Below are 12567 nucleotides of genomic sequence, written 5' to 3'. Positions count from 1 at the left end.
GGGTCCGGGGCACCTGGGGCTGAGTCGTGGGCGGTGCAGTGGACGGCACGGGCTGTCTGAACAGAGCAGCCGCGACACGCCTGGGAAACCGGTGATCGGGTGAGGATGTTGGAGCAGGGGCCGGATCGTCAGCGCACTCCCGGGAGCTGCTGCGGTGGGGTGTCATCCATCGGTGGAGCCTCCCGGGAGCGATGGGATCACGATCGGACCGGCAGCGGGCTTCGGCACGGCGGCAGGTCTGAGCTGAGACAGCTCGTGATCTGCCGCAACCTGCCGTCACGATCGGGCCTGCGGCGTGCTCGGGAACAGGGACACCTGCTGGTGATGGCGCTATCACCGGAGTACTGGAGGAGCCAATGCCCAAACCATTCGCCAGGGTCAAGGATCCCTACCTGCGGGCCTGGGCTGAGCGCCAATCAGCCGAATGGCGGGAGGCGTGGGGCGATGCGCATGAAGACCTGATCATGCGCCAGCGCACCGACAGTGCCGCCGCTGATGCCATCGCTGCCACAACTCCGCTGCCGGATGGCATCCCGGATGACCTGTCCATGGAGAAGTACAGCGAGGTGCTGAACCGGATGGCCGCCGAGAGCCGCGCCGCAGAAGCCGCCGTTGAGGAGCAGGGCTGATTTGGAGGGTCCTGCCCCAGGGCCTGTTCAGCACCGCCTGCTCGCCCACCTCCACGAGCTCGCCAGGCCCCGCCATGCCCAGTGGGACCGGCTGGGTCTGATGAGCGTGCGCGCCTACATCCACGAGCAGCTCGCCGCCCTCGGCCCGGTGGAGGAGCACCACTTCAACGAGGGCCGTGAGGCCGGCACCAACCTGATCCTGCGCCTCCCCGGCCAACAGCCCAGGCTCGATCCGCTGCTGGTGGGCGCCCACTACGACGGGCCCCTGCACTCCATCGGCGCCGACGACAACGCCACCGGTGTCGCCGCCCTGCTGGAGCTCGCCCAGCGCTGGAGCGCCACCCCGCCCCGGCGGCCGGTGTGGCTGGTGGCCTTTGATCAGGAGGAGTGGGGAATGCTGGGCAGCAAGGCCCTGGCCCGAGAGCTCCGGCAGGCGGGCCAGAAGCTGCGGCTGATGGTGAGCCTCGAGATGCTCGGCTACACCAACCCCTCCCAGGCCTACCCGCTGCCGGCGATGCGGCGGATCTACGGCACTGTGGGCGATTTCATCGCCGTGGTGGGCAATGCGTCGGCCGCCCTCACCCTGCCCCAGCTGGCGCGGCCCATGGGCAGGCACGTGACAACCAAGGTTCTGCCGGTGCCCAACGGCGGCCGGGCCCTGCCCGATGTGCGGCTCAGTGATCACAGCCCCTTCTGGGATGCGGGCTACGACGCGGTGATGGTCACCGACACCTCCTTCATGCGGAATCCCAACTACCACCGCATGAGCGACACCATTGACACCCTCGATCTGCCCTTCCTGGCAGCCGTGACTGAGGGGCTGGATGCGGCGTTGAGCGGGCTTTGAAGCAGCGACACAGACAGGATGGCAGGCCGGGACCCCTACCCATGCCTGTCCGCGCTGCGCTGTGCAGACCATCGCCACGAATGAACGGGGGGCGCTGGACTGGCCGCTCCCCGGTTCGGATCGAGAACCGCACGGACTTTGGGTTCACGGCGGAGCTGGAGGCCGCCGGTGTGCTGGCGCTGCCACCGGAATGCCCGTTCATCTGAACCAGATGCTCAGTCTGCATAGACCACGCCGATGCCAGGTGGGTCGTCGGGCCTGAGTGGCGCCGGTGGCGGCTCTGGCGACGGCCTGGGAGCAGGGTCGTCGTTCTCCAGGCGGCCCAACACGTGCCGGAGCTGGGCTGAGTAACGCTCGCCCGTATCCACATCAATGAGGGAGAGCCAGACGGGATCGGTGTCCCAATGGATCACGTCGATCTGCCCCACCATCTCTCCACCGGTGGAACTGCGCATCACCGCCACGATGTCGCCGTGTCTGAGGCGCCGGCCGGTTGGTGTCGTCACGTCTTCACCGATCTGCTCTGCTCTGCTCTACTCATCCAGCCAGCTCGCCAGCAGCCCCGCCACGATCAGTGTGGCCAGGACCTGCACCCAGCGCCCTTCTCCCAGCAGGCCCTGCGAACGCTGACAACTGCGAGGCCCCCAGGATGGGCCAACCGAGGCAGCCTGCCGTTAAGCCGAGAGGGCATTGCTGGGGCACTGGCGAATCCGCAGCTGACCTGCGGAGTGGCTGGAGTAGCGGCCGAGGCATGCCAGGCCAGCGATTTCCGCCGGCGGGGGCAGGTGCTCAACAGGACAGGCGCAGCACCTCCACGCAGTGTGTGGAGCACTCACGATCCTCCAGATCGCAGGTCACGAGACAGGTGAAGTAAGTATCCACCGCATCCCAGTGATGCTCGCGCTGGTCTGAGGTGGTGACCACATGCTCCTGAACGAGCAGTGGTCGGGTCGGGGTCGGGGTTGTCATGGGAGACATCTCTGGAAGGACATGGATGGATGCGCTGTGGCAAAGACGGGAGAACGATGGCGATCAATACCTGGCTATTCACCGAGCTATTCCTGGCCTAGTTATTTTTGCTCAGCTCGACTGTGCTGGGCCCTGCCTCTATGGCTTTAATGTTAATCTGCTCCACGTCAAAGATCGCCTGTTGCAGCATTAATCTTTACGGGTATGACGAGCATCACCAGGCGGCAGCGATGGCTTGTGAGCGCTGTTTCCGGATCCAGTGGCCTGGGGTCACTCGGGAGGCGTCCGGGCGCAGGGATTCGACCTGAACGTGTATGTGAGGGCCTGCTGGCCCGGGCTGGCCATCTCCAGCCGGCTGCGCCACGAGGGCCTGCGCAACGACCTCCACCACCTCCTCTGGCCAGCAGGAGCGGCCGGGTTTCAGCGGGTAGTGATGACTACCTATTGACCACCGCACCAGGCAGGGCAGACAATATAAAGAGATTCTTAAGGAGCGTCCCGTGCAGCGTTTCGCCGATCAGCACCTTGTTGTCTACGTGGATCACAGGCCCTTCGCCTGCTGCATTGACAGGTGGGAGGGTCTGCATGTCGTGAATCGACTGCAGCGAACCCACCACACCAACCGGGTGCACCTGATGAAGGCGTGATCAAGGTGGGGCAGATGTTTTCGCTGATCCCGTCGATCACCTGCCCATCGATGACAAGCATCCCCTAGGCATTGTTGCGCCCTGGGCATTGTTGCGCCCTGGGTATTGTTGCCGGGAGGCGTCGACGCCACGATTGCGGTGAACACAGCTGTGGGCTTGTTGGCTGTGGCGTGCTCGATTTCCATCCCCCTGCCATGCCTTCGCCCGCCTCTCCCGCGGCACCTGGGGCGGAGCTGCGACGATCCGGCCATGCGCCACAACTTGGACCCTCCCATTAGGGAGGCCGGATCCACGCCTCTCAGCGGCCACCTCTGAGCCCTGACACCTCAGCTCCGGACCTTCACAGGTCTGAGTTCCTGACGAGGCCTGGCTCCATTTGACATCTTCAACCCAGGTCCAAGACCTGACCATTCCGGCTGCGCTGCTGTCGCCAGTGAAGCGCCCGGCTGCCCTCATCCATTGCGAAGGTCACTTCGCCGGACTCGACGGCAAAACCGCCCACGGGCTGGTGCGTTTCAGCGAAGCCTTCGAGATCAAAGCCGTGATTGACAGCCACTGCGCCGGCATGGATGCCGGCAGGGTGCTGGACGGCATCTGCAACGGCATCCCGATCGTGGCCGACCTGAATGAGGCGCTGGCCTTGCCAGGGGGCCGCCCTGTCACATTGATCTACGGGATGGCACCGGCCACAGGCCTCTACAGCCCGGAGGATCGCCGGGCGTTGCTCACGGCGATGGCGGCTGGGCTGAATCTGGTGAGCGGCATGCGCGAATTCCTCAGTGACGAGGCCGAATTCGCCCTGGCTGCGGCTCGGCATCAGGTGTCGATCCGCGACGTCCGCCGTCCGGCGGACCTGCAGGATCTGCGGCTGTTCGATGGCTCGATCGCCACGGCACGCTGCATCCGTATCGCCGTGCTCGGCACCGACGGCGCCATCGGCAAACGCACCACCGCCACGCTCCTGGTCCAGGCCCTGAATGCCAGCGGCATCGCCGCCGTGCTGGTGAGCACGGGACAGACCGGCCTGATGCAGGGAGGGCGCTACGGCATCCCCCTCGATGCGATTCCATCCCAGTTCTGTTCCGGCGAAGTGGAGGCCGCCGTGGTGGAGGCCTTCAACACGGAGCGGCCGGCGGTGATCGTGATCGAGGGACAGGGAGCCCTCAGCCATCCCGCGTACCTCTCCTCCTGCTTCATCCTGCGGGGCAGCCAGCCCCAGGCTGTGGTGCTGCAGCATGCGCCGGCCCGGCGGGCGCTCGGTGATTTTCCCTTCCTGCCGATGCCCACCCCAGCCAGTGAAATCCGGCTGATCGAGGCCTTCGCGCCAACGCGGGTGATCGGGATGACCCTCAACCATGAGGGCATGGATGACGCCCAGCTGAGCGCAGCGATCACGCTCTACGAAGCCGAACTCGCCATCCCTGTGACCGATGCGGTGAGCCGTTCACCCGCAGCCCTCGTGGCCATGGTGCTGCGCGCCTTCCCCGAACTCCGCGCCAAACACAAAGGCACCTCTTGAGGGCACCGCGGCTCGAGATTCACCTGGAGCATCTGCGACACAACGCCTGCACCCTGGTGAATCGGCTGGCCCGTCAGGGAATCTCTGTGACGGGGGTCAGCAAGGCCACGCTGGGCCTGCCCGAAATCGTGCGCACCTGGGTGGCGGCGGGGGTTCAGTCGATCGGTGAATCACGGATCGAAACCATCGAAGCCCTGAACCGCAGCGGCCTTGCGGTGCCGATGCTGCTGATTCGCTCGCCGATGCTCAGTCAGGTGGATCGGGTGGTGGCCCATGCCGCGATCAGCTGCAACAGCGAACCCGTGGTGCTGAAGGCCCTGGCGGCTGCGGCGGCCCGTCAGGGGTTGCGACATGGCGTGCTGTTGATGGTGGAACTGGGGGATCTGCGCGAAGGAATCCTGGCGGCCGACCTCGAGGCGATCGTGCAGCTCACCCTGGCCCTGCCGAGCCTGCTGCTGGTGGGAATCGGCACCAACCTGGGCTGCCAGTACGGGGTGGCCCCCGAAGCGTCGAACATGGCCGAGCTCTCCGCCCTGGCCACAGCGCTGGAGGGCCGGTTCGGCATCAGGCTGGAATGGTGCTCGGGCGGGAACTCGGCCAATCTGCCGTGGCTGGCCGGCGGCGGACATCCCGGACGCATCAACCATCTGCGCCTGGGGGAGGCCCTGCTTCTGGGTCGGGAACCGCTCACGCGCACGGCAATCCCCGGCCTCTACACGGATGCCATCACCCTGGTGGCCGAAGTGATCGAGGCCAAGCGCAAGCCAACGCTGCCCTGGGGCAGCCGGCAGCGCACGAGTTTCAGCACCGGCTCAGCAGCGCCGCTGCCGGAGCCGGATCAGCCCGTGGCGATGCGGGCCCTGCTCGCCCTAGGCGAGCAGGATGCGGATCCTGCCGGCCTCAGCGCCGCTGGAATCACGATTCAAGGGGCCTCCAGCGATCACCTGGTGGTGGGTGGTCCGGCCATCGCCCTGGAGGTGGGGGATGAACAGCGCTTTGCGATCAGCTACAGCAGCCTGTTGCGCGCGATGACCTCTCCCTTTGTGAGTCGTTGCTTCGTTGAAGGCTGACTGGCGCGTCGCAAGCCTCTGGGGGACAGCCCCAACAACGCCCTGATCAGGGTCTGGGAGGAGATCGAGCAGCTGGAAGGCCAACCCTCGACGGGGTTTGGCGATGCCGTTGGCAATCAGGGCTTGTCGGTGGATGCGTCCTCAGCCAGCTGCTCTGGCGGAGGCAGCCGCCGTTCCACCTGCAGAAACACCAGCCAGGCCAGAGCGGCGCTGATGCCGCCGGTCCAGTCGTGGCGGAGCAGCTCCACGATCGACACCGTGCTGGCGCCGATGCGCAGGCCGCGCAGCAGAAAGCTCCCCATCTGCTCCAGCCGGGGGGAATCGATCATCGTGATCCGGGCGAGGGGGGGAGGGAGCGGGGAAAGTCGCTGGTGGAGCGGATCCCTTGGCACTCCGGCAGGGCCACCAGGGTGGATTCAGCGGCTGCCTGGGGCTCATCCTGCAACACCAACGCCGGTTTCATCCGGGTTGGGCGCGGAGCTCTGGCGTTCCGCAGGCCCCCCCTCTCGTACTGCACGCACCGGTCAGCCGTGATCACCGACCGCGGCCAAACCGTTGCGCGGTCTGGATCAAGGATTTCATATAATTTTGGAGACCTCATGGCTTTCCGGCCCTATTCGTTCTGTTATGCGGCAGTTTATTTGATCCGCCCCTCCTCCCGGCTTACCCGTTCGGCGGATCTGATTGATTCCCCTCAGCACATCACCTACCCCAGCAAGGCAGACCTACTGAACTGCCTGCCTTCTGACTTGACCAGGATCAACCCCGCGCAAGCCTGGAGAAGCCTGGCAATGTCCCTGGTTCTCTCGCTGCTGGCCTATGCAGTGGGTACCCAGATCCCCCTTCAGGCCATCGCCGCTCCCGTTTGGCTGATGTATGCCCTCATCACAGGAACCGTGGCTGGTGGCTGCTGGGTGATTGCCCACGAATGTGGCCACAACGCCTTCCATCCAAATCGTCGCGTGGAGCTATGGGTGGGATTTGTGCTGCACAGCCTGCTGCTGGTGCCCTATTTCACGTGGCAGCGCAGCCATGCGCTGCACCATGCCAATACCAACCATCTCGAAGGTGGCGAAACCCATGTGCCGGCGCGCATCAGCTCGCCCTCGGGGCGGCTTGTTGAGGCCTGCAACAGGCGGCTGGGCAGGGGTTTGTCCGGCATCCTCGCCCTGGTTTTCCGTTTGCTGCTGGGATGGCCGCTGTATCTCCTTTTTGGTGTAGCGGGTGGGGAGGATTACGGGGCTCCCACCTCCCATTTCTGGCAAGGGCGGCCCTTTCGCAAGGGACGGCGGGTGCTCTTTCCAGACTCCTTCCGCGGCTCGATGCGGCTCTCGAACCTTGGCCTTGTGGTGATGCTGCTGGCTCTTGCCCTGGCCTCTCTGCAGTTTTCGCTGGCCAGAGTTTTGTGCGTGTATGGGCTTCCCTATCTGGTGATCAATGCCTGGCTTGTGGCCTATACCTGGCTGCACCACACAGATGTTGATATCCCTCACTTCTCCTCCGGGGAATGGACCTGGGCAAAAGGTGCGCTCCAGACCGTCGATCGCCCCTATGGGCCACTGCTCAATCTGCTTCATCACGGCATTGGCGCCACCCATGTCTGCCACCACATCAACCCCAGAATTCCGCATTACAACGCCTGGCAAGGCGCCGCCTTGCTGAAGCAACAGTTTCCTGAACTCGTGCGCTACGACCCCACTCCCATTCCCGGAGCGTTGTGGCGGGTGGCCAGCCGCTGTTGGGTGGTACGTCGAGATCCAGCAGGCGCTGGGTTCTACTACTGAGCCTGAGCGTCAGTGGTGACGGTGGGGGTCAGTGATGCAGGGCAGTCCCACAGGAGGACTGCACACCATTGCTGGACTCCAGGGTTCCCGGTCAGCTTTGACTGGGCCGCCGTCGGCTGGCCAGGGTGTTGCGGATCATCCGCGTGTTGCCCCCCAGCAGCAGCTCTCCCCCATTCAGCCCCTGCAGGATCACGACCCGATCGGCCGACTGCTGAGCCACAACGACGGGCACGGATTCGATGACACCCCGCTGGTAGCGGAAGACCACCGGGGTCCCATCGAGAATCTGCAGGGCATCCGCCGGCACGGTGAAGCGTCGCTCTGAAGCAGGCACCAGCACAAAGGCGGTCACCGGTGTACCCGTGGGTGGCATGGGGCTATCCACCGTCTGGGCGCGCACGACGGTGACCCGGTTGCCCGTGGCGTCATCGGGCGCCACTGTCAGCACCCGGGCCCGCAGGTCACGGGGGCCCGCCTTCACCCTGAGCAGCTGGCCGGTTTCCAGGCTGGCGCCCAGCAGCGGCGACACCAGGAAGCGCAGTTCGCTGCCGCGGGCATCACTGATCTGCGCCACCACGTCGCTGGCCTGCAGCACAGCACCCGGGGAGGCCTGCACCGCAGCGATCTGTCCGGCGATGGGGCTTGTGATCAGCAGGCTCCCCATCGCATCGGGCGAGCCCATCGCCACCGCCCTGGCTTTGGCCGCCCGGGCTTCACTGGCAGCCGTCACGCTGGCGATGCGGCGGCTCTCCAGCTCCTGAGCCGAGAGAGCTCCCTGCTGGGTCATCGGCATCGCCAGGCGGTATTGATAGGCCAGCGATTGGGCGATCGCTTGCGCGGCCTCGGCATCGGCGTGCACCACGGCGCCCTCCGGGCTCAGCACTTCGGCAATGGCCTGCCCGGCACGAACCTCAACGCCAGGAGCCACCAGCACGCGCACGATGCGACCAGCCACGGGCATCCCAACAGTTGCGTGCGCACCCACGGCGGCTTCCACAACCCCTGAGATCGGGCGTTCCGTCCCGGTGCTCAGCTCCGGGCGAACCGGAGTCAGGCCTGATCGCCTCAACTGCTCCTCACTGATCGCGACGGCACTGTCGCGATGGGCGCTCTCAGCCGTGGGTTCTGGGGGTGATGGAGCAGGTGTGGCGCTGTAGCGCCCCAGGCCGATTCCCAGCACCAGTGATCCGCCGATCGCCAGGGGGATCAGCACAGCGTCCCTGCCCCTGAGCCATGCGGCCAGTGGGGAATCGCTGAGCCGGTGGCGCAGGCGGGCGGTGATGGTGGCAATCCTGGAGCTCAAGGTTGAGGCACCGCGAGGAGGGGCGACGGGCGTTCCGGAGGCGGCAGCAACCAACTGCCGAAGCGGGCATAGAGCGCTGGTAGGACCAGCAGCGTGAGGGCGGTGGAGGTGATCAGTCCCCCCAGCACCACCACCGCCAGCGGCTGCAGGATTTCGTTCCCGGCTCCAAACGCCAGGGCCAGGGGCAGGGCTCCAAGGGCGGAGGACAGCGCGGTCATCAAGATGGCATTGAGCCGCTCCAGGCTTCCTTCACGGATCACCTCCCGCAAGGGCTGACCGCCGGCATGGCGGCGGTTGTAGTTGTCCACCAGCAGCAGGCCGTTGCGCACGGCGATGCCGAACAGGGTGATGAAGCCGATCAGGGAGGCCACCGACAACACACCGCCGCTGAGCAGCACCGCCACCACCCCGCCGATCAGGGCCAGCGGCAGGTTGAGCATGATCGCGGCAGTGGCCGGCAGCGACTTCACCGCCGCCACCATCAGCACGCTGATCACCACGGCGGCCACCACGCTGTAGAACAACAAGCTGGCGGTGGCCCGCTGCTCCGACTCAAACTGACCGCCGTAGCGAATCGTGTAGCCCTGGGGCAGGCGCACCTCACGGGCCACCGTGCGCTGGATCTCCTTCACCACGTTGCCGAGGGCCCGGCCGCTGACGTTGGCCGACACCACAATCAGCCGCGAGACATCCTCTCGGTTGACGACGTTGGACCCCCAACCCTCCTCCACCCAGGCGACGCTGCCGAGGGGCACCGTCATGCCATTGATGAATGCCACCGGCAGCGAGCGGATCGCGTCGAGGTTCTGGCGCGCATCGGCGTTGAGCTGCACCAGCACATCGCTGCGCACGGCACCGTCCACGACGTGACCCACGACCTTGCCGTTGAGGGCGATTTCGACGGCTTGGGAGAGTTCGTCGACGCTGAGCCCCAGGGCGGCAGCCAGGGGTCTGTCGTAGTGGATCTGCACCTGGGGGATGGGCAGCTGCGGCTCCAGCTGCAGATCCACCACCCCTTCGATCGGCTCAATGGCTGCCACAACGCTTTCCCCGAGTCGGCGCAACTCGCCGAGATCGCCGCCATGGATCTTGATGGCGATGGCACTGCGCACGCCGGAGAGCACCTCATCCATGCGGTGGGAGATGAATCCGCCCACGTTCGGGGCCACACCCGGCAGGCGCAGAAACGCCTCGCGCAGTTCGGCGATGGCGGCAGGGCGATCGCCCATGGCCAGATCGCTCAACTCCACATCCACGTGGGCCAGGTTCACACCTGCACCATCGGCGTCCCCCGGGGCGCGACCGCTGCGCACCTGCACCCAGTCGAACAGCGGGTTGTTCTGCAGTGAGCGGGTGAGGGCCAGACCGGCGCGGTTGGTCATCTCCAGCGAGACCCCCGGATAGAGCACCATGGAATTCACGAGGGATTTTTCGCGGAATTCCGGCAGGAACACCCTCCCCAGCACGGGCAGGATCAAGGTGGTGGCCACCACCAACGCCAGGGCGCTGACCAGCACCCGCCGGGGTGAGGCCAGCGCCAGATCGAGGATCGGGCCATACATCCTGTGGGCCTGCCTGGCGATCCAGGTGTTCTCCTCCGGCAGCCGCACCGGTGCCAGCAGGATGGCGCAGAGAGCGGGCGAGAGGGTTACCGCCACCAGGGTGGAGGCGCCGATCGAGAACAGATAGGCCAGGCCCATCGGCGCAAAGATGCGCCCCTCCACACCGCTGAGCGAGAAGATCGGCGCAAACACCACGGCGATGATCACGGTGGAGAAGAGCACGGGTTGGCGCACCTGCACCGAGGTGTCGAACACCACCTGCAGGGGGGATTGGGGAGTGCTGCTCGCCTGGTTGCGGCGCAGGCCTCGGTAGCAGTTCTCCATATCCACGATCGAGTCGTCCACCACGGAGCCGATCGCCACCACCAGCCCACCCAGGGTCATCGTGTTGAGGCCCAGGCCGAGGGCGTTCATCAGCATCAGTCCGATCAGCAAGGCCAGCGGGATGGCACTCAGGCTGATCACGGCAGCGCGCCAGTTCATCAGGAACAGCACGATCACCAACGACACGATCACCACTCCCTGGAGCAGGGAGGAACTGACGTTGCTGATGGCACTGTCGATGAAGCTGCTCTGGCGGAAGGTGCGCTGGATCTGCACATCCGCTGGCAGGGTTCGGTTGAGCTCGGCCATGCGCCGCTCCGCGGCCCGCGTCACCGTGGGGGTGTCGACATCAGGCTGCTTGATCACCATCAGCACCACAGCCTGGCGGCCGTTGAAGCTGGCATCGCCACGCTTGAGCGCTGTGCCGCGTTTCACGTCCGCCAGGGTGGAGAGCAGCACCGGTTGGCCCTGCTCGTTGTGCACGGCGGCAGCGGCCAGATCGCTCACCTGGGTGATCTGCCCCATCGGGCGAATCAGGCGCTCCTGGCCGCCGCCCACCAGGAAGCCTCCCGGTGTGGTGGCCATCGCCATGGACACGCCCTCCATCACCGCCTTGAGGGAGACGCTTTGAACCTGCAGCTCGTGCGGGTCGAGCAGCACCTGGAATTGCTGTTCATCGCCGCCGTAGATCGTGACCTGGGCGACGCCGGGCACCGCCAGGATCGCCTGGCGATAGGACTGCAACACCAGTTGGTGCAGGTCCATCAGGGAGGTGCCGCCATCACCGCTCACCGTGAAGGCGACCTGCAGGATCGTCCCCAGGGGCGAGACGAGCGGCGAGAGTTCCGGGGCGCTGGCGTTGGCAGGCAGCTGGGCTGTCACCTGCTGCAGCCGTTCGGCAACCGACTGGCGCGCGCGGTAGATGTCGGCCTCCTGGTTGAACACCACCTGAACCATCGAGAGCCCCGCCTTGGATGACGAGCGCACGGTTTGCACACCGGCAATGCCGTTCACGGCGGATTCAATCGGCAGCGTGATGCGCGATTCCACCTCCTCCGGTGAGAGCCCATCGGCAGTGATCTGCACATCCACCTGTGGCGGTGCAAAGGGCGGGAACACATCCAGCGGCATCTGGCGCACCACCAGCAACCCCCAGAAGCTCACAGCGATGGCCGCAGCCACGATCAGCCAGCGGCGGGCGATCGAGAACCGCAGCGTTGCGTTGAGCAGGCGCTCAAGCATCCTTCCTGCTGCTGCGGCTGATGGCGATCCCTCCCGCTGCAAGCACCACAACGGCGCCGGCGATCAGGGCCGGCACTGGCAGGCCCCGGTCTGCGGCTGCCTGGGCTTCGCTGTTGCCGGCTGTTTCGCTTGCCTTTGCCGCGGGCTCGGCCTGCTGCGTTTTCAGCGATTCGGCGTAGAGCGAGAGCGCACCTGAGATCACCACGTCGTCGGTGGGATCGATGCCTGTGGTCACCACAACCCGGTCTCCCTGGCTGGCACCGGTCTCCACGTACACCGGGTCGTAGGTCGTTTCGGTCTGCACGAACAGCAGCGGTTGGCCATCGGCATCCACCAGGGCCGTGCCGGGCACCGTGAGGCCATCCGGGCCGGCCTCCGGCCTGGCCGTGGCCACGCCCATCAGGGCATCGCTGTCGGCGTTGCGCCGCACCTGGCGAGCCTCGCCCTGCTGCTGAAACTCATCGCCATGGCCCACGTGGGCCATGGCCGCCGGAGCAGCGGCTGGGATGGCGAGGAGGGCGGCCGCCAGGGCGGCGGCCGTGAGGCTGGCGCTGGCGGCGAGCTGGACGAACCGGTGGATCACGGCCAGGGGGGCGAACGACGGGCGAAGAATGGCGCAACCAGGGTGAAAACCAGGTGAAAGTGCCTGCGCTGCCTACCATCTGCCGGCC

The 12567-nt window shown here is 66.1% G+C and carries 11 protein-coding genes; 5 read left to right on the top strand and 6 right to left on the bottom strand.

What is annotated here, in order from left to right:
• Positions 1-356 precede the first annotated feature (356 nt).
• Entirely contained in the window at positions 357-629 is a 273-nt protein-coding gene (locus KBY96_RS15480; RefSeq protein WP_254980441.1) for a hypothetical protein, read from the top strand.
• Between the two features lies 1 nt (position 630).
• A complete protein-coding gene (locus KBY96_RS15475; RefSeq protein WP_254980440.1) occupies positions 631-1476 on the top strand; it encodes a M20/M25/M40 family metallo-hydrolase in 846 nt (281 codons plus the stop codon).
• A gap of 215 nt (positions 1477-1691) precedes the next feature.
• Here the strand turns inward: KBY96_RS15475 and KBY96_RS15470 are convergent, their stop codons facing one another.
• Positions 1692-1982, bottom strand: coding sequence for a hypothetical protein (locus KBY96_RS15470; RefSeq protein WP_254980439.1), 291 nt, complete (start codon positions 1980-1982; stop codon positions 1692-1694).
• 283 nt (positions 1983-2265) lie between these two features.
• Positions 2266-2445, bottom strand: a complete 180-nt coding sequence (locus KBY96_RS15465) for a hypothetical protein (protein ID WP_254980438.1) — start codon at positions 2443-2445, stop codon at positions 2266-2268.
• Between the two features lie 1080 nt (positions 2446-3525).
• Between KBY96_RS15465 and KBY96_RS15460 the strand changes: the two genes are divergently transcribed.
• Together KBY96_RS15460 and KBY96_RS15455 are read left to right on the top strand one after the other, a co-directional pair.
• Complete coding sequence (locus KBY96_RS15460) at positions 3526-4611, top strand: DUF1611 domain-containing protein (protein WP_254980437.1); 1086 nt, start codon at positions 3526-3528, stop codon at positions 4609-4611.
• A complete protein-coding gene (locus tag KBY96_RS15455; RefSeq protein ID WP_254980436.1) occupies positions 4608-5681 on the top strand; it encodes an alanine/ornithine racemase family PLP-dependent enzyme in 1074 nt (357 codons plus the stop codon). Before KBY96_RS15460 ends, KBY96_RS15455 begins: the two co-directional genes overlap by 4 nt.
• Before the next feature lie 116 nt (positions 5682-5797).
• On the opposite strand, the gene KBY96_RS15450 is transcribed toward KBY96_RS15455, so the two are convergent.
• A complete protein-coding gene (locus tag KBY96_RS15450) occupies positions 5798-6010 on the bottom strand; it encodes a hypothetical protein (protein WP_254980435.1) in 213 nt (70 codons plus the stop codon).
• A gap of 201 nt (positions 6011-6211) precedes the next feature.
• Between KBY96_RS15450 and KBY96_RS15445 the strand changes: the two genes are divergently transcribed.
• Positions 6212-7465, top strand: coding sequence for a fatty acid desaturase (locus KBY96_RS15445; RefSeq protein WP_254980434.1), 1254 nt, complete (start codon positions 6212-6214; stop codon positions 7463-7465).
• Between the two features lie 91 nt (positions 7466-7556).
• On the opposite strand, the gene KBY96_RS15440 is transcribed toward KBY96_RS15445, so the two are convergent.
• The 3 genes from KBY96_RS15440 to KBY96_RS15430 are packed head-to-tail and all read right to left on the bottom strand — an operon-like array spanning position 7557 to position 12479.
• Positions 7557-8768: an efflux RND transporter periplasmic adaptor subunit gene (locus tag KBY96_RS15440; protein WP_254980433.1), complete on the bottom strand. Its 1212-nt coding sequence runs from the start codon at positions 8766-8768 to the stop codon at positions 7557-7559.
• Positions 8765-11896, bottom strand: a complete 3132-nt coding sequence (locus KBY96_RS15435) for an efflux RND transporter permease subunit (protein ID WP_254980432.1) — start codon at positions 11894-11896, stop codon at positions 8765-8767. Before KBY96_RS15435 ends, KBY96_RS15440 begins: the two co-directional genes overlap by 4 nt.
• The gene (locus KBY96_RS15430) at positions 11889-12479 is read right to left on the bottom strand and encodes a hypothetical protein (RefSeq protein ID WP_254980431.1); all 591 of its coding nucleotides are present in this window, start codon (positions 12477-12479) and stop codon (positions 11889-11891) included. Before KBY96_RS15430 ends, KBY96_RS15435 begins: the two co-directional genes overlap by 8 nt.
• Positions 12480-12567: the final 88 nt, after the last annotated feature.

The sequence above is a fragment of the Cyanobium sp. ATX 6A2 genome (genome assembly GCF_024346355.1).
Taxonomy (GTDB): Bacteria; Cyanobacteriota; Cyanobacteriia; order PCC-6307; family Cyanobiaceae; genus NIES-981.
The sequence above is the reverse complement of the archived record's forward strand: the minus strand, read 5'-3'. Positions and strand labels throughout refer to the sequence as shown.